The sequence below is a fragment of the Georgenia faecalis genome (assembly GCF_003710105.1).
GTDB classification, from domain to species: domain Bacteria; phylum Actinomycetota; class Actinomycetes; order Actinomycetales; family Actinomycetaceae; genus Georgenia_A; species Georgenia_A faecalis.
Genome location: NZ_CP033325.1, coordinates 2,791,555 through 2,812,675 on the forward strand (window position 1 = coordinate 2,791,555; position 21,121 = coordinate 2,812,675).

The window sequence follows — 21,121 nt, forward strand, 5'->3', positions numbered from 1 at the left end:
GCAACGCACGCACGCCAACACCAGGGAGAGCACAGTGGCCCGGAGCATCTACATCGCCTCACCGGAGGGGTACACGGGCAAGTCGACGATCGCGCTGGGCCTCGTCGACCTCGTCGTGCGGCGCGTCCAGCGGGTCGGCATCTTCCGGCCGGTCGTCCACGGCAGCGACCAGCCCGACAACGTGCTCGAGCTCCTGCTCTCCCACGACGGCGTCGACATGGACTACGCCGACGCCGTCGGGGTGACCTACGAGGAGGTCCACGCCGACGAGGACGCCGCCCTGAGCCGGATCGTCGAGCGCTACCGCGAGGTCGAGCACGCCTGCGACGTCGTCGTCATCGTCGGCTCGGACTACACCGACGTCGCCGGGCCGGCCGAGCTCGCGTTCAACGCCCGCGTCGCCGCCAACCTGGGCTCCCCCGTGCTGCTCGTCGTCAAGGCGCTCGACCGCACGGGCGAGGAGGTCCGCCAGGTGGTCGACCTCGCGTCGGCGGAGATCCGCGCCAACCACGCCTCGGTCGTGGCGGTGGCGGTCAACCGGTGCCCGGAGGAGGCCGCCGACGACGTCCGCGCCCACCTCGCCGACGTCACCGTGCCCGTGTGGCTCTTCCCGGAGATCCCCCTGCTCTCCGCCCCCACCGTCGCCGAGCTCATGGCCTCCGTCGACGGCACGCTCTTCGCCGGGGACGAGGCGCTCCTCATCCGCGAGGCGGAGCACGTCCTCGTCTGCGGGATGAACACCGACCACATCCTCGAGCGGCTGCGCGACGGGCAGGTCGCCATCGCGGCCGGCGACCGGTCCGAGGTGCTCCTCGCCCTCATGAGCGCCCACGCCTCGGAGAACTTCCCCTCGCTGGCCGCGGTCGTCCTCAACGGCGGCTACCTGCCCAGCCCCCAGGTGCGCACCCTGGTGGAGGGCCTGGGCCAGTCCCTGCCCATCATCACCACCGCCCACGACACCTACGAGACCGCGCGGATCGCGTCGACCACCCGGGGCCTCATCTCCCAGGGCACGCAGCGCAAGCGGGACCTGGCGCTGAGCGCGTTCGAGCAGAACGCGGACCCTGAGGCCGTCCTCGCCACCCTCGACGTGCCCCGCAGCCCCGTGGTGACGCCGCTGATGTTCGAGTCCGAGCTGCTCGAGCGGGCCCGGGGCGACCGCAAGCACATCGTCCTGCCCGAGGGCACCGACGACCGCATCCTGCGCGCGGCGAGCACGCTGCTCTCCCGCGGCGTCGCCGACCTCACCCTGCTCGGCAACGAGGCCGCCGTGCGCGGCCGCGCCCGGGAGCTGGGCCTCGACATCGATGCGGCCCCGGTCATCGACACCCGCACGAGCGAGCTGCTCGAGGAGTTCGCCGAGGAGTACACCCGCCTGCGCCAGCACAAGGGGATGACGGTGGACCGGGCGCTCGAGGTGCTCCCGAGCGTGTCGTACTTCGGCACGATGATGGTCCACCTCGGCATGGCCGACGGCATGGTCTCCGGCGCCCAGCACACGACGGCGCACACCATCAAGCCCTCCTTCGAGATCATCAAGACCCGCCCGGGGACGTCGATCGTCTCCTCGGTGTTCTTCATGTGCCTCGCCGACCGGGTGCTCGTCTACGGCGACTGCGCCGTCAACCCCGACCCCACCGCCGAGCAGCTCGCCGACATCGCCATCTCCTCCGCCGAGACGGCCGCGCAGTTCGGCGTCGACCCCCGCGTGGCGATGCTCTCCTACTCCACGGGGGCGTCCGGGACGGGCGCCGACGTCGACAAGGTGCGCACGGCCACGGGCCTGGTCCGCGAGCGCCGGCCCGACCTGTTCGTCGAGGGCCCGATCCAGTACGACGCCGCCGTCGACGCCTCCGTCGCGCGCACGAAGATGCCCGAGTCCGAGGTGGCGGGCCGGGCGACCGTCTTCATCTTCCCGGACCTCAACACCGGCAACAACACCTACAAGGCCGTGCAGCGCTCCGCCGGGGCGGTCGCGGTCGGGCCGGTCCTGCAGGGCCTCAACAAGCCCGTCAACGACCTGTCCCGGGGAGCGCTGGTCCAGGACATCGTCAACACCGTCGCCATCACCGCCGTCCAGGCGCAAGGAGCGGGCACGCCCGCGAAGGAGCCCATCGCATGACCGCGACCGTCCTCGTCATCAACTCCGGCTCGTCGTCGATCAAGTACCAGCTGGTCGACCCCGAGGGGGGCGAGGCGCTCGCCTCGGGCCTCGTCGAGCGGATCGGGGAGGAGCGCGGCCGTCTGCGGCACACCTCGGCCGCGGGCGTCGTCGAGCACATGGACCCGATCCCCGACCACGGCGCCGGCCTGCGCATGATCCTCGACCTCTTCGCCACGGTCGGCCCGCGCCTCGACGAGGCCGGGGTCGTCGCCGTCGGGCACCGCGTCGTCCAGGGCGGGGCGTACTTCGGCGGCCCGGCCGTCGCCGACGACCGCGTCATCGAGGTCATCGAGCGCCTGTCCCCGCTCGCCCCGCTCCACAACCCGGCGAACCTCCGCGGGATCCTGGTGGCCCGCGAGCTGCTCCCCGGCGTCCCGCACATCGCGGTCTTCGACACCGCGTTCTTCCGCTCCCTGCCGGAGCGGGCGGCGACGTACGCGCTCGACCGGGAGGTCGCCCGCAAGTACCGCGTCCGCCGCTACGGCGCCCACGGCACCTCCCACCAGTACGTCGCGCGGATGGCCGCGCAGCTCCTCGGGCGGCCGATGGCCGAGCTCCGCCAGGTCGTGCTCCACCTCGGCAACGGCGCCTCGGCCTCCGCCGTCGACCGCGGGCGCGCGGTCGACACGTCGATGGGGATGACGCCGCTGGAGGGCCTGGTCATGGGCACGCGGACGGGCGACATCGACCCGGCCGTGATGTTCCACCTCCACCGCATCGGGGGCATGTCGGTCGACGAGATCGACGACCTCGTCAACCGTCGCTCCGGCCTCAAGGGCCTGGCCGGGGTCAACGACCTGCGCGAGATCCACACCCTCGTCGCGGCGGGCGACCGGGACGCCCGCCTCGCGCTCGACGTCTACGTCCACCGGCTGCGCAAGTACATCGGTGCCTACGCCGCCATCCTCGGCGGGCTCGACGTCCTCACGTTCACCGCCGGCGTCGGCGAGAACGACGACATCGTCCGCGCCGAGGCGCTCGCCGGGCTGGAGTTTCTCGGCATCGAGCTCGACCCGGCGCGCAACGCCGGGCGCAAGAAGGAGGCCACGGTCATCTCCACGGACTCCTCGCGGGTCGCCGTGCTCGTCGTCCCGACGAACGAGGAGCTGGAGATCGCCCGCCAGGCGGTGTCGCTGCTCTAGGGGCGGCGCAGGACCCCGGGCCCCGCGGTGCGGGCGGGTGCGGACTCAGTCCGACCCGTCCGGCCCGCCGACGGCGAGCTCCGGGTCCTCGCCGTACAGCGGGCCGCGGTACCGGGGCCGCAGGAGGTTCTCCACAGAGAGCAGGTCGTCGAGCTGGGCTTCGGTGAGGAGGCCCCTCTCGAGGACCACCTCCCGCACGCTGCGCCCGCTGCGTGCACACTCGCGGCCCACGAGGTCGCCGTTGTGGTGGCCGATGATGGGGTTGAGGTACGTCACCAGCCCGATCGAGCGCATGACGTAGGCCCGGCACACCTCCTCGTTCGCGCGCACCCCGGTGATGCACAGGTCCCGGAGCGTCACGCAGGCGCGGGTGAGGAGCGAGACCGACTCGAAGAGCGCCTGGGCGATGACCGGCTCCATGACGTTGAGCTGGAGCTGCCCGGCCTCCGCGGCCATGGAGACCGTGACGTCGTTGCCGATGACCTTGAAGCAGACCTGGTTGACGACCTCGGGGATCACCGGGTTGACCTTCGCCGGCATGATCGAGGACCCGGCCTGCAGCTCGGGCAGGGAGATCTCCCCCAGCCCGGCCCGGGGTCCCGAGGACAGCAGGCGCAGGTCGTTGCAGATCTTGCCGAGCTTGACCGCCACCCGCTTGACCGCGGTGTGCATGGACACGTACGCCCCGGCGTCGGACGTCGCCTCGATGAGGTCGTCCGCGGGGACCACGGGCAGGCCGGTCACCTCCGCCAGCCGGGCCACCGCCCGCTCGGCGTAGCCCTGCGGCGCGTTGAGCCCCGTGCCGATCGCGGTGGCGCCGAGGTTGACCTCGAGGAGGAGGTGCTGGCTGCGCTCGAGGTGGCGGATCTCCTCGGTGAGGAGCGCGGCGAAGGCGGCGAACTCCTGGCCGAGCGTCATGGGCACGGCGTCCTGGAGCTGGGTGCGGCCCATCTTGAGCACGTGGGCGAACTCCTCGCCCTTGGCCGCCAGCGCGTCGACGAGCGTGCCCACGACGCCCTTGAGGTCCTCGACGACGCCGTACACCGCCAGGCGCAGCGCCGTCGGGAAGGCGTCGTTGGTGGACTGCGAGCGGTTGACGTGGTCGTTGGGGTTGACGACGTCGTAGCGCCCCTTGGGCAGGCCCAGGCGCTCGAGGGCGAGGTTGGCGATGACCTCGTTGGCGTTCATGTTCACCGACGTGCCGGCCCCGCCCTGGAACAGGTCGACGGGGAACTGGTCGAGGCACCGGCCGCCCGCGAGGACGTCGTCGCACGCGGCGACGACGGCGTCGGCCACCTCGGCGGGCACCGTGCGCAGGTCACGGTTGGCGAGGGCGGACGCCTTCTTCACGGCGACGATGGCCCGCACGAGCGCCGGGACGTCGCTCACCGCCTGGTGCGAGAGGCGGAAGTTCTCGGCCGCGCGCAGCGTGTGGATGCCGTAGTACGCCTCGGCCGGCACCTCCCGGCGGCCGAGGAGGTCCTCCTCGGTGCGGGTGGTGCCGGCCTGGGGCGTCATCGCGGTCGCGGGCCCGTCATCGCGGTGGCTGACCCGTCATCGACATGACGTCGAGGGCGGCGTCGAGCTGGTCGGGGGTGACCTCGCCGCGCTCGACGTAGCCGAGGTCCTCGACCGCGGCCCGGATCGTCAGGCCGTGGAGCACGGCGTGCTTGGCGATCTTCGCCGCCGCCTCGTAGCCGATGACCCGGTTGAGCGGGGTGACGATCGAGGGCGAGGACTCGGCGAGCTCGCGGCACCGGTCGACGTTCGCGGTGATCCCGTCCACGCACCGCGTCGCCAGCGCCCGGGAGGCGTTGGCGAGCAGCGTCATCGACTCGAGGACGTTGCGGGCGAGGACCGGGAGCATGACGTTGAGCTCGAACGCGCCCGACGCCCCGGCGAAGGTGATGGTCTGGTCGTTGCCGATGACCTGGGCGCACACCATGAGCGTGGCCTCAGGGATCACCGGGTTGACCTTGCCCGGCATGATCGACGAGCCCGGCTGGAGGTCGGGCAGGGCGATCTCGCCGAGGCCGGTGCGCGGGCCGGAGCCCATCCACCGCAGGTCGTTGCAGATCTTCACCAGCGAGACGGCGACGGTGCGCAGCGCACCGGAGACCTCCACGAGGCTGTCCTGCGCGCCCTGCGCCTCGAAGTGGTTCTCCGCCTCGGTGAGGGGCAGGCCGGTGTGCTCCGCCACCAGCTCGATGACGCGACGGGAGAAGCCGGGCGGGGTGTTGATCCCCGTCCCGACGGCGGTCCCGCCCAGCGGGAGGGCGGCGAGCCGGGGCAGGGCCGCGCGGACGCGGTCGATCCCCAGGCGCACCTGCGCGGCGTAGCCGCCGAACTCCTGCCCCAGGGTCACCGGGGTCGCGTCCATGAGGTGGGTGCGGCCCGCCTTGACGACGTCGGCCAGCTCCTCGGCCTTCGCCTCCAGGGACGTGGCGAGCACGTCCAGCGCCGGCAGCACCTCCTCGATGACCGCCTGCGTCGCGGCGATGTGGATCGAGGAGGGGAACACGTCGTTCGAGGACTGCGAGGCGTTGACGTGGTCGTTGGGGTGCACGGGCCGCCCGAGCAGCGTCCCGGCGAGCGCGGCGACCACCTCGTTGGTGTTCATGTTCGAGGAGGTGCCCGACCCCGTCTGGAAGACGTCGACGGGGAAGTGGGCGTCGTGCTCGCCGCTGACGACCTGCTCGGCGGCGGCAGCGATCGCCCCGGCGAGCTCGGCGTCGAGGACACCGAGCTCGGCGTTGGCGAGCGCCGCCGCGCGCTTCACGTGGGCCAGGGCGGCGATGTGGTGCCGGGACAGGCCCGTGCCCGAGATGGCGAAGTTCTCCACCGCGCGCTGGGTCTGGGCCCCGTAGAGCGCGTCCCGCGGGACGCGGACCTCCCCCATCGTGTCGTGCTCGATCCGGAAGGCGCCGGCGTCGTCGTCCATGGGCTTCCTCACTGGCGTCGTGGCCTACTTGGCGTCGAGGTCCTGGGCGAGCAGGTCGGCGAGGTCGTCGAGGACCTTCTCCGCCCCCTCGCCCTCGGCGGTGAGGGTGACCTCGTCGCCGAACTTCGCGCCCAGGGTCATGATGCCGAGGATGCTCGCGGCGTTGACGGGGTCGCCGCCGGCCTTGCTGATCTGGACGGGGATCCCGGCCTCGGTGGCGGCCTTGACGAAGGTCGCGGCGGGGCGGGCGTGCAGCCCGACCTTGGAGCCGATGGTGGCGGTGCGCTGTGCCATGGGGACGTTCTCCTTGGGTGTGCCGGTGGTGCGGGGTCAGAAGGGACGGTACGGGGAGACGACGACCTCGACCCGCTGGAACTCCTTGAGGTCGGAGTAGCCGGTGGTCGCCATCGCGCGCCGCAGGGCGCCGACGAGGTTGAGCGTGCCGTCCGCCTGGCGGCTGGGGCCGTGGAGGATCTCCTGCAGCGAGCCGACGGTGCCGACGCGGACGCGCTCGCCGCGGGGCAGCTCTGGGTGGTGGGCCTCGGAGCCCCAGTGCCACCCGCGGCCGGGGGCCTCGGTGGCCCGGGCCAGGGCCGAGCCGAGCATGACGGCGTCCGCGCCGCAGGCCACGGCCTTGACGAGGTCGCCGGAGCGCCCCACGCCGCCGTCGGCGATGACGTGGACGTAGCGCCCGCCCGACTCGTCGAGGTAGTCCCGGCGGGCCGCGGCGACGTCGGCGACGGCGGTGGCCATCGGCGAGTGGATGCCGAGCGAGACGCGGGTGGTGTGCGCCGCGCCGCCGCCGAAGCCCACGAGGACGCCGGCCGCGCCGGTACGCATGAGGTGCAGGGCAGCCGTGTAGGTCGCTGCGCCGCCGACGACGACGGGCACGTCGAGCTCGTAGATGAACCGCTTGAGGTTGAGCGGCTCCGCGGTGGAGGAGACGTGCTCGGCGGAGACGGTGGTCCCGCGGATGACGAAGAGGTCGACCCCCGCCTCGACGACGGTGCGCCAGTGCTGCTGGGTGCTCTGCGGGGAGAGCTTGCCGGCCACCGTGACGCCGCCGTCGCGGATCTCCTTGAGGCGGGCCGTGATGAGCTCGGGCTGGATCGGGGCGGCGTAGATCTCCTGCATCCGGGCCGTCGCCCGCGCGTCGTCGAGCTCGGCGATCTCCTCGAGGATCGCCGTGGGGTCCTCGTACCGCGTCCACAGCCCCTCGAGGTCGAGGACGCCGATGCCGCCCAGCTGGCCGAGGAGCACGGCGGTGGCCGGGCTCATCACCGAGTCCATCGGCGCGGCGAGGACCGGCACGTCGACGTAGTACGCGTCGATCTGCCACCCCACCGAGACGTCCTCGGGGTCGCGGGTACGCCGCGACGGCACGACGGCTATGTCGTCGAAGGAGTAGGCCCGCCGGCCCTGCTTGCCCCGGCCGATCTCCATCTCGTTGCTCACCCGAGCAGGTTACCGGTGCCCGGCGATGTCAGTGGTCGCTGGCACCGTGCGACGCACCACGACGAAGGAGGTGGCCACGATGAGCGGGTGGCCTGCAGGACCGTTCCTCGGCTTCGACACCGAGACCACCGGGGTCGACGTCACGACGGACCGGATCATCACCGCGGCCCTGGTGGAGCGGGACGCCGGGGGCACCCGCACCCGCACGTGGCTGCTCGACCCGGGGGTGGAGATCCCCGCCGGCGCCACCGCCGTCCACGGCATCACCACCGAGCGCGCGCGCGCCGAGGGCATGGACGCGGCGCTCGCCCTGTCCCAGATCGCCGAGGAGCTCGCCCACGCCTGCGGCCGCGGGGTGCCCGTCGTCGCCTACAACGCGGCGTACGACCTGGCCATCCTCGAGCACGAGCTGGTCCGCCACGGCCTGCCCACGCTGGCGGACCGGCTCGGCCGCGAGTGCATGCCGGTCATCGACCCGCTCGTGCTCGACCGGGGACTGGACCGCTACCGCCGCGGCAAGCGCACCCTCGCCCACCTGTGCGCGCACTACCGCGTGCCCGAGCAGGAGGACCTGCACACGGCCGAGGTCGACGTCGTCGCCACCCTCGACGTGCTCGCCGCCCTCACCACGCGATTCCCGCGGCTCGGCGAGGCGTCGTTGGCGGACGTCCACCGCTGGCAGGTCGCCCGCCACCGGGACTGGGCGGCGAGCTTCAACGCCTGGCGCACCGCACAGGGGTACGCCGGCCCGGGCGCGAACCCGGGCTGGCCGATGCCCGTGGCCGTCCCGGACGCAGCGGCAGCTGAGCGCGTGTAGCCCTCGCGTCGGCGACGGGGGCTACCGGCCGCTCCGGGCGACCACCGGTTGCCCCGCCGACGGCAGGTCCGCGCTGGAGACGACGACGCGCCGCTCGCCGGCCGATGTGGCGACGAACGCGAACGTCGCGTCGCTGACGTCGAAGTCGAGGCGGACGACCGCCGTCGCCCCGTCGTCGTCACGGCCCGTCCACACGAGACGGCCCCGGTGGCCGTCGAGCTCGGCCGCGAATTCCCCCCGGAACGCGGGCTGCGTGGCTCGCACCCGCAGGGCTGCCAGCTGCACCTGCACGACGGCCCGGCGCAGCTCCCGCTCGACCCCGGCGGCGCTGAAGTAGTGCCGGTTGACGTCCCTGCCCACCCCGGTGCGGTCGAGCAGGTCCATGTCGTTCCCCGCCGCGAGCAGACCGACGTAGTAGACCTGCGGGATGCCGGGGACCATGAGCTGGATGAGTCGGGCGAGCAGGTACCGCCGGTCATCGCGACCCAGGGCGTCGTAGAACGTGCAGTTCACCTGGTAGAGGTCGAGATTGGCGGCGGCGGCTCCGGTCGCCGCCCGGCTCGTGCCACCGCTCGCCTCATGGATCGCCTCGACGAGGGCGTCGATCTGCTCCTCGGCGAGCAGGCCGGGCTCCCCTGGCCGCAGGGCACTCGGACCCACGTCGATGATGCCGATGCCGTCGTGGGTGTCGAGGACCGTCAACGCGTTCGTGGGCCGGAGCTCGAGCCACCGCCGCAGCGGGAGGAGGTCCCGGGCGTGCAGGGCGTGCAGTACCAACGGGGGGAGCGCGAAGTCGTAGACGTAGTCGACCGTTCGCGCGATCTCGATCTGCTGCTGGTAGTGCCCGTGGACCTCCAGGAGCACGGTGGCACCTCGGGCACGCGCGAGCGCGAGGATGCGGTCGGTGTGGGCGCGCGTGGAGGCCGTCATGAAGCAGTCCGTCCCGGCCTCTTTGCCGGTGTAACCCACGGCATCCAGCCGCAGCATCGTCACACCGGCCCCGACGAGCGTATCGATGACCGAGCCGAGGTACTCCCACGCCTCCTCGCTTCGCAGGTCGATGTCGACCTGCTCGGGAGCAAAGGTCGTCCAGACGAGCCGCTGCTCGCCGCCGAGGGTCATGGCGGTGAAGGGAAGGCCGGGGCGCGGCCGGTAGATGCGTGCGAGATCCGCCTCGGTCGCGCCCTCGGGGAACACCGACGTCAGCGTGAGGAACATCGGCGCCCATGGCGAGGCGGCGCCCCGCTCCTGGACGTCGCGGAACTGGGCCGAGCGCGAGGATGCATGGTTGACGATGACGTCACTCATGACCACCCGGTCGGCGCTGAGCGCGCGCACGTCCTCCCAGGTCCCGAGACGAGGGTCGACGACCGTGTGGTCCTCCGGGTCGAACCCCGCGTCGACGCCGTCGAAGGGGCGGTAGTAGGGAAGAACGTGCACGCCGTCGAAGGCACCGGCGAACGGCCCGTCGAGCAGCTCACGCAGACCACGGAAGGTCCCCCCGAGGCGGTCCGCGTAGGCGATCAGCTGGGGGCCGGCAGGTGTGTTCACGAGACGTCCTTCAGTCGGTGGGCGCAGCACCCATCGGAGCCTCTTCGGCGATGAGCAGGAGGCGGCGGCGCCAGGCCAGCCGCGCGGCGCGCGCGTCCCTGGACAGCGGCGCCCCGGGGGCCATGAAGTCGACCGCATGGTTCCCGCCGGGCCACACGTGCAGCTCCGCGGTGCCTGCGGAGCGCCACAGCAGGTCTGCGTACGCCACGCACTCGTCCCGGAACGCCTCGACCGACCCGACGTCGACGAACGCCGGCGGCAGCCCGCTCAGGTCGGTCGCGCGCGCCGGGGCGGCGTAGATCGGCACGTCCAGCCCCCCGGCGCCGACGCCGGAGTAGGCGCTCCGCGCCATCTCGGCGAGGGCGAGCTCGATCGCGGGGTCGAGGGGTGGGTGCCCAGGTGCCGTCACCCCTTCACCGCGCCCTGCATCAGCGCCGAGACGAAGTGCCGCTGGAAGGCGAGGAAGACCAGCAGCGTCGGGGTGAGGATGAGCAGGGACCCGGCGCACAGCAAGGGTATGTCGGTGCCCCACTGCCCCTGGAAGGCGCCGAGCGCCCCGGCCATCGTGCGTCGGGTGGGATCGTCCACGAGCACCACGGCGAGGAGGAACTGGTTCCACGTCCACAGGAACATGAGGATCGCCAACGAGGACAGGGCCGGCATGGACAGCGGCAGGTGGATCCGCAGGAAGAGCTGCGTCGTGCTCGCCCCATCGATGCGGGCGGCCTCGGAGAGCTCCTCGGGCATGTTGATGAAGTGCGCCCGCATCCACATGACGGCGAACGGCATGAAGAGGCCGAGCAACGGCAGGATGATCGCCCACCGGGTGTTGAGCAGGCCGATGTCGCGCATCTGGTAGTACAGCGGCACGACGATGGCCTCGAAGGGCAGCGTGAGCCCGAGGAGGAAGACGAGGAAGATCCACCGGCTGCCCGGCGGTCGCAGGTGCCCGAGGGCGAAGCCCGCCAGCGTGCTGATCAGCAGGGCCAGGGGCACGACCCCCACCTCGATGAGGACGCTCGAGACGAGGAGCTGGCGCATGTTCGCGGCCTGGAACGCCGTGACGAAGTTCGACCACTGCGGTTCGTCGGGCCACTCCAGCCCGGCCGGGTACGTCCCGGTCGGGTGCAGCGCGGTGACGAACAGCGTCACGAACGGCACGAGCGTGATGACCATCAGGCTCACGAGGATGGCGCGGCCGAGCCACACCTCACGTGCGGCGGTCTTCACTGCTCCCTGCCTCGGATGACGCGCTGGAGCGGGATGACCACGATGAGCACGAGCGCCATGAGTGCCACTGCCAGGGCGGAGGCCTGGCCGACTTCCCGCTGGAAGAACGCGAGGTAGTAGATCTCCAGGCCGGGGACCATGGTGCTGTTGCCGGGACCACCCTGGGTGGAGATGTAGATGATGTCGAAGCTGGCCAGTGCGGCGATCACCGTGACGGTCAGGCAGACCGCGAGCTCCTGGCGCAGGCTCGGCAGGGTCACCGACCAGAACTCCCGGATCGGCCCGGCGCCGTCGAGGCGCGCGGCCTCGTACAGGGCCGGGTCGATCTTCGACATGCCGGCCAGCAGCAGGACGAGGCACAGTCCCAGGGAGACCCAGGCACCGATGACGCCGACGCCGGAGAGCGCCGTGCTGAAGTCACCGAGCCAGGCGCGGGTGATCGAGCCGAGGCCGATGAGACGCAGGAACTGGTTGACCACGCCGTCGCTCGCCATGATCCAGGTCCACATGATGCCGGCCGCGACGAGCGGGATCACCTGCGGCAGGAACAGCACGGTGCGACCGACGACCGCCAGGCGACTGGTGGCGAACTTGCGGATGATCGCCGCGGCGACCAGGCCCAGCGTCACCGGCACGAAGCTGAAGTAGACGATGAGCTGGAGGGCATTGAGGATCGGCCCGAACATCTCCGGGTCCTGCAGGAGCCGGACGTAGTTGGCGGCGCCCACCCACGTGGACTCGGTGACGCCGTTCCACTCGTACAGCGAGTACTGCACCGTGATGATGAGCGGGCGGAGCACGAACGCCCCGTAGAAGAAGGCGGCGGGCAGCACGAGGGCAAGGGCCGCCGCGGAGCGCCGGTGCCGTGCGAGGGAGCCCCTGCGCCGGCCCGGGCGCGCGGGCGAGAGGCCCGCCCGCGCGCCCGCTTCCGGGGGGCGACCGGAGAGGGTGAGGTCCGGCATCGAGCTCAGCCGATCTCGCTCTCGTACTCCGCCTGCACGGCGGGCAGCAGCTCGGCAGCCTCGATCTCTCCGGCGACGAGCTTCTGCAGGTTCGGCGTCCACCCCCGGGCGTAGATCCCGCCCGTGGCGTTGGCAATGAAGTCCATCGCGCCGTTGTCCTCACCGATGGTCACACCCGCGGCGAGGGTCTGTGCCGTCACCGACTCCTCGTCGACCTCCGGCATGAAGGCATCGACGGGGCCCATGGGGTGCGAGCCACCGATCTCGACGGCCATGGTGCGCGCGGCCTCGTCGGTCGCCACCCAGTTGAGGAACTCTGCGGCGCAGTCCGCGTTCGCGGCGCCAGCACCGATGCCGTAGGTGAGCGGGGCGGACATCGCCCCGACCTGGCCGCCCTCCTCGACCGGCGGCATGAGGAAGAACCCGACGTTCCCGGGCATCTGGGTGTCGAACGTGCCCGACTCCCAGTCCCCGTTGAACATGAGGAGGTTCTCGCCCCCGAGGAAGCGGGCCATCGACTGGGAGTAGTCAAGAGAGTTGATGTCGTCGGCGAAGTAGCCGGCGTCGATCCAGCGCTCGAGGTGCTCGACCGCCTGGAGGTTGCTCGACGTGTCGATCGTGGCGCCCTCCTCCTGGTACACCCAGCCGTTGATCTCCGCCGGCTCGCCGTAGGAGGCCATGAGCCCCTGCAGGGGGAACGCGAGACCGCCCGTGGCGCCGCCGTTGAACTGCGCGCTCGGGGTGATGCCGGCGTCCAGCGCCGCCTGGAGGTATCCGTCGAGCGCGTCGAGGGTGGCGGGGGGCTCGGTCATACCGATCTGGGCGGCGAGCTCCTTGTTGTAGAACACGCCGGTCATCGAGAAGTTCAGGCCCATGGCATACAGGGGTCCGGACCCGCGCCGGCCGTTCTCGTCCACGCGCATCTGCTCGAGCTGCGAGGAGGGCCACTCGTCCCAGCCGAAGGCCTCGGCGTAGGGGTCGAGGTCGAGCAGGAGGCCGTCGGAGGCGAGCTCGCTCATCTGCGGCAGGCGCATGAGGTCGGGAGGGTCGTCGGCGAGGACGCGGGGAGCATTCTGCGTGAGCACCGCGAACTGGTCCTCGCGGATGTCGAAGGTGACGTTCGGGTGCTGCTCGGTGAACGCGTCGGTGAGCTCACGGAAGATCGGGAAGCCCGTCTCGACGTAGGCGTCGACGACGACGTCGTCGGTCCCGCAACTGGGGGCCTCGCCTGACGCGGCCCCCGACGCGGTCGCCCCGCCGGCGCCGGACGGCTCGTCAGTGGCACTCTCGCCCGGGGCGGAGCAGGCCGACAGCGCGAGCAGCCCGGTCAGGCTGAGCGTGGCGGCGGTGGAGCGCGAGCGACGCCGGGTGGTCTGGAGGTTGCGAGACACCGTTATCTCCCTTCAGAGGGGCGAACACGCGGGGGGGCGGTCCGGCTAAATCGAGTTAGCAGGGTCAATATGGCCGCGGCGGTGGCACATGTCAAGGCCTCGAGGGCGCGGGGACGGCCACTACGATCGGACGACGAGAGGAGCACCATGGCCAGCAGACGCGTGACGCTCGCGGACGTCGCGCGTCACGCGGGCGTCTCGTCCTCGACCGCCTCCCTCGTCCTCAGCGGGCGAGGTCGCGAGCTGCGCATCTCCGAGGCCGTCCACGCGCGTGTGCGCGAGGCAGCCGAGACCCTCGGCTACCGGCGCAACACGATCTCGGTGGGGCTGCGCAAGGGCTCCACGAACACCATCGGCTTCGTCTCCGACACGGTCGCCTCCTCGCAGCTCGCCGGCGACATGATCAAGGGGGCGCTGGCTGCGGCCCGCGAGAGCGGCTTCATGCTGTTCATGAGCGAGACCGGGGGTGGTGCGGTGCAGGAGCGCAAGGCGGTCGAGGCGATGCTCGACCACCGCGTGGACGGCCTGGTGCTCGCGTCGATGTTCACCCGGCGGCGCGAGGAGATCCCCGGGGAGCTCGACCACATCCCCACGGTGCTGGTCAACGCACTCGCGCCCGAGGGGCGGCGCTTCCCGACCGTCGTGCCCGACGAGCGCGCCGCGGGCCGCGCGGCGGTCGAGACGCTCCTCAACGCCGGGCACCGGGAGATCCACCTCATCGGGGCCGGCCCGCGCCTGGAGGACGCGCCGGCAGCCTCGGAGGCCGGCCACCTGCGCCTCACCGGGATGCTCGAGGTGATGGCCGATGCCGGCATCGTCCCCGCCTCGGGGCACCCCTACCGCTCGTGGAACCCTTCGCACGGGTGGGAGGCGGTCCACGATCTGCTCGAGCAGGGCACCGTGCCGGGCGCTCTCGTGTGCTTCAACGACCGCCTCGCCCTCGGCGCCTACCAGGCCCTGCAGGAAGCCGGACTGCGGATCCCCGAGGACACGTCGGTGGTGTCGTTCGACGACTCCCCCCTGGCAGGGTGGCTGCGTCCCGCGCTCACCAGCCTCGCCATCCCGCACCGCACCCTCGGCCGCATGGCGGTAGACATGCTCGTCTCCTCGCTCCAGGACGCCGACCGGCACCCGCTGGTGCCACAGGTCCTGCGGATCGGCATGCCCGTGCGTACCCGCGGATCGATCGCCGACCGGACCGCGCGCCCCTGACGCGGCGCGTCGCACACCTCATACCGCCCCGCGGGGCACCAACCAGTCGCGTTCTCGGACGTCGACCGCCGCCGCGGGTGACGGGGGCGGCGGCCCACTCCGCTACCCGTCGCCGCGCGGGAATGCGCTCAGCGCGTGTAGTTCGGCGCCTCGACCGTCATGTGGACGTCGTGCGGGTGGGACTCCTTGAGCCCGGCCGACGTGATGCGCACGAACCGGCCGCGCGCCTGGAGCTCGGGGACGGTGCGCGAGCCGACGTAGAACATCGACTGGTGCAGGCCGCCGACGAGCTGGTAGGCCACGGCGCTGAGCGGGCCCCGGTAGGGCACCTGCCCCTCGATGCCCTCGGGGACGATCTTGTCGTCGGTGTCGACGTCCGCCTGGAAGTAGCGGTCCTTGGAGAACGAGACCCGCCCGCGGGAGGCCATCGCCCCGAGGGAGCCCATGCCGCGGTAGTGCTTGTACTGCTTGCCGTTGACGAAGACGAGGTCGCCGGGGCTCTCCTCGCACCCGGCGAGGAGCGAGCCGAGCATGACGGAGTCGGCGCCGGCGACCAGCGCCTTGGCGATGTCCCCGGAGTACTGCAGGCCGCCGTCGCCGATGAGCGGCACGCCCGCGGGCTTGGTGGCCTGGGCCGCCAGGTGGATGGCGGTGACCTGCGGGACGCCGACGCCGGCGACCACGCGGGTGGTGCAGATCGAGCCCGGGCCGACGCCGACCTTGACGGCGTCGGCGCCCGCGTCGACGAGCGCCTGCGCGCCCTCGCGGGTGGCGACGTTCCCCCCGATGATCTGGACGTCGGCGAACGCCGGGTCCTTCTTCATCCGCGTGATCATCTCGAGGAGGAGGCGGGCCTCGCCGTTGGCGGTGTCGGCCACCAGCACGTCCGCCCCGGCCTCGGCCAGGGTGGTCGCCCGCTCCCAGGCGTCCCCCCAGTACCCGATGGCGGCGCCGACGCGCAGGCGGCCGGAGCCGTCCTTGGTGGCGTGGGGGTACTGCTCGGACTTGACGAAGTCCTTGACGGTGATGAGCCCGCGCAGGACGCCGGCGTCGTCGACGAGCGGGAGCTTCTCCACCTTGTGCTGCGCGAGGAGCGCTGCGGCGTCCTCGGACCGGATGCCCACGGGCCCCGTGATGAGCGGCATCGGCGTCATGGTCTCGCGGACCGTACGGGTGGCGAACTGCTCCCCGGGGATGAAGCGCAGGTCGCGGTTGGTGATGATGCCGACGAGGACGGTGCGCTCGTCGACGACCGGCAGGCCGGAGACCCGGTAGCGCCCGCACAGGGCGTCGAGCTCGGCGAGGGTGGCGTCGGGCGAGATGGTCACCGGGTCGGTGATCATCCCCGACTCGGAGCGCTTGACCATCGAGACCTGCTGGGCCTGGCTCTCGATGGAGAGGTTGCGGTGGAGGATCCCGATACCCCCCTGGCGCGCCATGGCGATCGCCATGCGCGCCTCGGTGACGGTGTCCATCGCCGCCGAGACGAGCGGCACGGCGAGCTCGATCTCCCGCGTGAGGCGCGTGGTGGTGTCGACCTCCGACGGGATGACGTCGGTGGCCCCGGGCAGCAGCAGGACGTCGTCGTAGGTGAGGCCGACGAGGCCGAAGGGGTCCGAGGCAGAGGAGTCGCTCACGAGGGCGATTCTACGGCGAGCGGTCGGCGCCGAGGACGCCGGCGATCTCGTGGACGGCGGCGACGGCGGTTCGCACCCGGCGGACCCGCGGCAGCCACAGGTCGGGGGCGTCGCGACCGAGGAGGAAGACCTCGAGGTCGCCCGCCCCGCTGGCCGCGGTGACGACGGCGGCGGCCTCCGGCGGCGAGCCGAGCACCGCGAGCGCCCCGGCCCCCTGGGAGCCGACCAGCTCGAGGATGTCGGCGGCTCCGGTGGCCGAGGCGCGGACGATCCGGGCCCGCACCCCGAGCTCGAGCAGCCCGGCACCGAGGACGTGGGCCCGCAGGCGCGTCTCGGCGCCGGCGTAGAGCAGCGCCGTGCCGCGGCGCCGGGTGTCCGCCCTCGCGTCGGCGCTCGCCGCGCGCTCGAGCGCCAGCGTCACCTCGCGGACCGCCCCGAGCACGGCGAAGTCGAGCACTCCCTCCGGGTCCATGCCGGGGCGCTCGACGCGGTCCCGCTGGCGCAGCATGAGCCGCGCCGGGCGGGCCACCTCCGTCCACGTCTCCACGATGCCCCGCTCGGCCACGGCGCGGGAGAGCATCCGCTGGAGTCGTGGCGGGTCGGGCTCGACGGCGGCGGCGGCCAGGGTGAGCGGGTCGATGATGAGCTGCGCCTCCGCTACGGCCCCCGCGTCCGGGCGCGTCGCAGCCTCGGAACGGACGGCCCCCTCGCCCCGCGTGGCGATCCGGGCGGCGTCGGCCGGTGCGACGCCGCGCAGCGTGAGGCGGCGCATCGTCTCCAGGCGCGCGACGTCGTCCGGGGTGTACCGGCGGTGGCTGCCGGCCTGGTGCGCAGAGGGGCCGAGCCCGTAGCGGCGGTCCCACGTGCGCAGGGTGGAGGCGGCGACGCCGAGACGGCCGGCGACGGCCGCCACGGTGAGGGGGGCGCCGTCCGCGTCGACGCGCTCACGGGCGTGGGCGTTCGACGGCGGGTCGCCGGGCAAGACTGGTGCCACCGCTCCTCCTCGATCGTTGCCCGGCGATTCTGCCCCGTCCAGCGGCCCGGAGCATTCCCGGCCACGCCAAAGGTGTCGACGAACCGCCAGTGGATCGATAGATGAATCGGTAGCGCAAGGGGCTTGAATAACTTGTGCATCGCTTGGTACGTTCAGCACAGCGCAGACGAGAGCGACCTCGTCGGCACGCGGACCATTCGACGCACTGAAGGAGCGATGACATGGCGGAGCTCTCCCGGCTTCCCGGCCCCGTGATGGACCTGTGGGAGTGGCAGTACGAGGGTTCGTGCCGTGAGGCCGACCCGGACCTGTTCTTCCACCCCGAGGGCGAGCGCGGCGGCACGCGCCGCCGCCGGGCCGAGGCGGCCAAGGCCATCTGCGCCACCTGCCCCGTCATCCAGCAGTGCCGCGAGCACGCCCTCACCGTCCGCGAGCCCTACGGCGTCTGGGGCGGGCTGTCCGAGGACGAGCGCCAGGACATCCTCGCCGGCAGCGCCCGCCGCGCCATCTGACGACGCTCCACGACGAAAGCCCCCGGCCACGCGGCCGGGGGCTTTCGCGTGCCCACGCGGCGCCCGGCTGCTCGGGCGCCCCGGTCCGGCGACGCCCTGAGCCCGCCGACGCCCGGGGTACGACGAGGTGCCCGGGTACGACGACGCCCCCCGGCCCGTGCGGGCCAGGGGGCGTCGATCAGCGCGAGCGCGCGGTGGAGAGAGCTGTCACTTCTCCACGACGGCGAGGACGTCGCGCGCGGAGAGGATGAGGTACTCCTCGCCGGCGTACTTCACCTCGGTGCCGCCGTACTTGCTGTAGATGACGACGTCGCCGACGGAGACGTCGAGCGGGACGCGGTTGCCGTTGTCGTCGACCCGGCCGGGGCCGGTCGCGATGACCGTGCCCTCCTGGGGCTTCTCCTGGGCGGTGTCCGGGATGACGAGACCAGACGCCGTGGTCTGCTCGGCCTCGAGCGTCTGCACGACGATGCGGTCCTCGAGGGGCTTGATGGAGACCGACACTGCGGACCTCCCCTTCGCATGAGTGTGGAACGGAACGTGGTCAGGTACGCCGCAGCCCGCCACCCCGATCGCCGTCGCGGGGATCGACCGAGCAGCCGTGCTGCAGCAGTCACAGCCCGGGGGCTGTGCCGTTCCTTAATCTATGGCCGGGTTAGCACTCGGTCAAGGCGAGTGCCAACGTGTGGCGCCGCGCCCGCCGGTGGGAGGATCGACGCATGGACCCCACCGGGCTGACCAAGCTCCTCTCCCCCCAGGGGTGGGCGCTCCTCGCCCAGCTCCCCCCGTACGAGGAGGAGCACGCGCTGCGGATCTCCACGGGGCTGCGCGAGCGCGGCGTCGACCCCGACCTGGTGGCCGCGGCCATGACCCAGAGCCGGCTGCGCGCCCGCGCCCGCGGCAAGTTCGGCACCTTCGCCGACGGCATGATCTTCACCGCCGCCGGGCTGGAGCAGGCCACCCGCTTCGTCGTCGCCGCCCACCACGCGCGGCGTTACGCCGCGGCGGGCGTCGCCCGGGTCGCCGACCTCGGGTGCGGCATCGGTGGTGATGCCATGGCCCTCAGCGCACTCGGCGTCCCCGTCCTCGCCGTCGAGCAGGACGAGGCGACGGCCGCCGTCGCCACGGTCAACCTGCGCCACTTCCCCACCGCCACGGTGCGTCACGGCGACGCTCTCGAGCTGGACCTCGCCACCGAGGGCATCGACGGCCTGTTCGCCGACCCCGCCCGGCGCACCCGCCGGGGCAACCGGGTCTTCGACCCGCGCGCGTACAGCCCACCGCTCGAGCGGGTCCTCGCGCTGCGCGAGCAGGTGCCCGCCCTGGGCATCAAGGTCGCCCCGGGCATCCCCCACTCCGCCCTGCCCACCGAGGCCCGCGCGCAGTGGGTGAGCGTCGACGGGGACGTCGTCGAGGCCGGCCTCTGGTTCGGCCCGCTCGCCGGCGAAGGGCCCGGCCGCAGCGCGCTCGTCCTGCACGGGGAGGAGTCCGACGTCCTCGACGAGCCCATGTCCGGGGCGGACGCGCCGGTCCGCCACGCCCCCGTGCGCCCGCTCGCGGCCTACCTCTACGAGCCCGACGGCGCCGTCATCCGGGCCGGCCTCGTCGCGCGCCTCGCGGAGGACCTCGACGCCGGCCTGGTGAGCGAGTCGATCGCCTACCTCACCGCGCCCACGCTGCGCCGCACCCCGTTCGCCACCCCCTACCGCGTGCTCGACTCCTTCGACTTCTCCCTCAAGCGGCTGCGCACCTACCTGCGCGACCGGGACGTGGGGACCGTCACGGTGAAGAAGCGGGGGACCGCCGTCGAGCCCGGGCAGATCATCCGCCAGCTGGCGCTCAAGGGCGCCGGCCGCGCGACGATCGTCCTCACCCGCCTGGCGGGGCAGCAGAGCGTCCTCGTCGTCGAACGCGCCTGACCACGGTGCGCCCACGGCTGCGGGCGGGGCAGGATGGGCGCATGAGGATCCCCTTCGCCGCCTCCGAGCGCTCGAGCGTCGGCATCGAGTGGGAGCTCGCGCTCGTGGACGCCGACTCCGGGGACCTGCGGCAGGTGGCCGAGACCGTCCTGGAGAACGTCCGCCCGGCCGGCGCGCCCAGCCACCCGAACATCCACGCGGAGCTGCTGCAGAACACCATTGAGGTGGTCTCCGGGGCGCGGCGCACGGTGGGCGAGGCCGGCCGGGACCTCGAGCGCACCATCGAGGACCTGCGCGCGGTGACCGAGCCCCTGCGGGTCGAGCTCATGTGCGCGGGGACCCACCCGTTCGCCCGGCCCGCCTACCAGCGGGTGACGAACAAGGAGCGCTACGCCAAGCTCATCGACCGCACCCAGTGGTGGGGGCGGCAGATGGTCATCTACGGCATCCACGTCCACGTGGGCATCGAGGACCGGGACAAGGTCCTGCCCATCCTCCGCGCGGTGCTCACCTACTTCGCCCACCTGCAGTCGCTCGCCGCGTCCTCCCCGTACTGGGCGGGCAACGACACGGGCTACGCCTCCAACCGGGCGCTGCTCTTCCAGCAGCTGCCCACCGCCGGGCTCCCCCAGGTCTTCGACGAGTGGTCCGAGCTGGAGGAGTTCACCCGCGGCATGACCCACACCGGGGTCATCGACGCCTTCGACGAGGTGCGCTGGGACGTGCGGCCGGCCCCTCGGCTGGGGACCATCGAGCTGCGGGTCTTCGACGGCGCCTCGAACCTCACCGAGGTGCTCGCCCTGGCCGCCCTGGCGCACTGCCTCGTCGAGTACTTCTCGAGCATGCTCGACCGCGGCGAGGAGCTGCCGGCGATGCCGCGCTGGTTCCTCGTGGAGAACAAGTGGCGCTCGGCCCGGTACGGCATGGACGCCATCGTCATCCTCGACGCCGCCGGCAACGAGCAGCTGGTCACCGACTCCATCGTCGAGCTCCTCGACCTCCTCACGCCGGTGGCCGACCGGCTCGGTTGCCTGGCCGAGCTCGACGGCGTGCGGACCATCCTCCGCAAGGGCGCCTCCTACCAGCGCCAGCGTGCGGTCGCCCGCCGCCACGACGGCGACCTCGACGCCGTCGTCGCGGCCCTCGTCGCGGAGATGCGCGCCGGCCGTCCCCTCTGACGCCCCAGGGGAGCCG

General features: G+C 72.5%; 18 protein-coding genes and 1 pseudogene. 7 read left to right on the forward strand and 12 right to left on the reverse strand.

Annotation, left to right across the window (positions count from 1 at the left end; all coding sequences use genetic code 11):
• Positions 1-34: 34 nt before the first annotated feature.
• Together pta and EBO36_RS12215 are read left to right on the forward strand one after the other, a co-directional pair.
• The gene (pta, locus tag EBO36_RS12210) at positions 35-2,122 is read left to right on the forward strand and encodes a phosphate acetyltransferase (RefSeq protein ID WP_122824865.1); all 2,088 of its coding nucleotides are present in this window, start codon (positions 35-37) and stop codon (positions 2,120-2,122) included.
• Positions 2,119-3,306 (forward strand): acetate/propionate family kinase, encoded by a 1,188-nt coding sequence (locus tag EBO36_RS12215; RefSeq protein ID WP_122824866.1) that lies wholly within the window; start codon positions 2,119-2,121, stop codon positions 3,304-3,306. The genes pta and EBO36_RS12215 overlap by 4 nt, the downstream gene beginning before the upstream one ends.
• A 45-nt stretch (positions 3,307-3,351) precedes the next feature.
• Here EBO36_RS12215 and aspA read toward each other — a convergent pair whose 3' ends face one another.
• The 4 genes from aspA to EBO36_RS12235 are packed head-to-tail and all read right to left on the reverse strand — an operon-like array spanning position 3,352 to position 7,702.
• Positions 3,352-4,824: an aspartate ammonia-lyase gene (aspA, locus tag EBO36_RS12220; protein ID WP_122824867.1), complete on the reverse strand. Its 1,473-nt coding sequence runs from the start codon at positions 4,822-4,824 to the stop codon at positions 3,352-3,354.
• 16 nt (positions 4,825-4,840) lie between these two features.
• Positions 4,841-6,247, reverse strand: a complete 1,407-nt coding sequence (locus EBO36_RS12225) for a class II fumarate hydratase (protein ID WP_122824868.1) — start codon at positions 6,245-6,247, stop codon at positions 4,841-4,843.
• A 24-nt stretch (positions 6,248-6,271) separates the two neighbouring features.
• Complete coding sequence (locus EBO36_RS12230; RefSeq protein WP_122824869.1) at positions 6,272-6,541, reverse strand: HPr family phosphocarrier protein; 270 nt, start codon at positions 6,539-6,541, stop codon at positions 6,272-6,274.
• Between the two features lie 36 nt (positions 6,542-6,577).
• The gene (locus tag EBO36_RS12235; RefSeq protein ID WP_122824870.1) at positions 6,578-7,702 is read right to left on the reverse strand and encodes a GuaB3 family IMP dehydrogenase-related protein; all 1,125 of its coding nucleotides are present in this window, start codon (positions 7,700-7,702) and stop codon (positions 6,578-6,580) included.
• Positions 7,703-7,781: 79 nt separating this feature from the next.
• Here EBO36_RS12235 and EBO36_RS12240 point away from each other — a divergent pair, with 79 nt between their 5' ends.
• Positions 7,782-8,519: an exonuclease domain-containing protein gene (locus EBO36_RS12240; RefSeq protein ID WP_122825651.1), complete on the forward strand. Its 738-nt coding sequence runs from the start codon at positions 7,782-7,784 to the stop codon at positions 8,517-8,519.
• Between the two features lie 21 nt (positions 8,520-8,540).
• Here the strand turns inward: EBO36_RS12240 and gtfA are convergent, their stop codons facing one another.
• The 5 genes and pseudogenes from gtfA to EBO36_RS12265 form a co-directional block, all read right to left on the reverse strand.
• Positions 8,541-10,070, reverse strand: a complete 1,530-nt coding sequence (gene gtfA, locus EBO36_RS12245) for a sucrose phosphorylase (protein WP_187695878.1) — start codon at positions 10,068-10,070, stop codon at positions 8,541-8,543.
• A gap of 10 nt (positions 10,071-10,080) precedes the next feature.
• Positions 10,081-10,422: pseudogene (locus tag EBO36_RS12250) on the reverse strand (alpha/beta hydrolase); the annotation flags it as partial.
• A gap of 53 nt (positions 10,423-10,475) precedes the next feature.
• Positions 10,476-11,300, reverse strand: coding sequence for a carbohydrate ABC transporter permease (locus tag EBO36_RS12255; protein WP_122824872.1), 825 nt, complete (start codon positions 11,298-11,300; stop codon positions 10,476-10,478).
• Positions 11,297-12,262, reverse strand: a complete 966-nt coding sequence (locus EBO36_RS12260) for a carbohydrate ABC transporter permease (RefSeq protein ID WP_122824873.1) — start codon at positions 12,260-12,262, stop codon at positions 11,297-11,299. Before EBO36_RS12260 ends, EBO36_RS12255 begins: the two co-directional genes overlap by 4 nt.
• A 5-nt stretch (positions 12,263-12,267) precedes the next feature.
• Entirely contained in the window at positions 12,268-13,653 is a 1,386-nt protein-coding gene (locus tag EBO36_RS12265) for an ABC transporter substrate-binding protein (protein ID WP_187695815.1), read from the reverse strand.
• Between the two features lie 147 nt (positions 13,654-13,800).
• On the opposite strand from EBO36_RS12265, the gene EBO36_RS12270 reads away from it, so the two are divergent.
• Positions 13,801-14,865 carry a LacI family DNA-binding transcriptional regulator gene (locus EBO36_RS12270; protein ID WP_187695816.1) on the forward strand — a complete coding sequence of 355 codons (1,065 nt, stop codon included), beginning with the start codon at positions 13,801-13,803 and terminating at the stop codon, positions 14,863-14,865.
• 128 nt (positions 14,866-14,993) lie between these two features.
• Here the strand turns inward: EBO36_RS12270 and guaB are convergent, their stop codons facing one another.
• Entirely contained in the window at positions 14,994-16,502 is a 1,509-nt protein-coding gene (guaB, locus tag EBO36_RS12275) for an IMP dehydrogenase (protein WP_122824875.1), read from the reverse strand.
• Between the two features lie 10 nt (positions 16,503-16,512).
• Complete coding sequence (locus EBO36_RS12280) at positions 16,513-17,496, reverse strand: MerR family transcriptional regulator (RefSeq protein ID WP_122824876.1); 984 nt, start codon at positions 17,494-17,496, stop codon at positions 16,513-16,515.
• A gap of 221 nt (positions 17,497-17,717) precedes the next feature.
• Between EBO36_RS12280 and EBO36_RS12285 the strand changes: the two genes are divergently transcribed.
• Positions 17,718-18,008, forward strand: coding sequence for a WhiB family transcriptional regulator (locus EBO36_RS12285; protein ID WP_122824877.1), 291 nt, complete (start codon positions 17,718-17,720; stop codon positions 18,006-18,008).
• Positions 18,009-18,215: 207 nt separating this feature from the next.
• Here the strand turns inward: EBO36_RS12285 and groES are convergent, their stop codons facing one another.
• Positions 18,216-18,512 (reverse strand): co-chaperone GroES, encoded by a 297-nt coding sequence (gene groES, locus EBO36_RS12290; protein WP_122824878.1) that lies wholly within the window; start codon positions 18,510-18,512, stop codon positions 18,216-18,218.
• Between the two features lie 215 nt (positions 18,513-18,727).
• Here groES and EBO36_RS12295 point away from each other — a divergent pair, with 215 nt between their 5' ends.
• Together EBO36_RS12295 and EBO36_RS12300 are read left to right on the forward strand one after the other, a co-directional pair.
• Entirely contained in the window at positions 18,728-19,927 is a 1,200-nt protein-coding gene (locus EBO36_RS12295; protein ID WP_122824879.1) for a class I SAM-dependent methyltransferase, read from the forward strand.
• 41 nt (positions 19,928-19,968) lie between these two features.
• The gene (locus tag EBO36_RS12300) at positions 19,969-21,105 is read left to right on the forward strand and encodes a glutamate--cysteine ligase (protein WP_122824880.1); all 1,137 of its coding nucleotides are present in this window, start codon (positions 19,969-19,971) and stop codon (positions 21,103-21,105) included.
• Positions 21,106-21,121 lie beyond the last annotated feature (16 nt).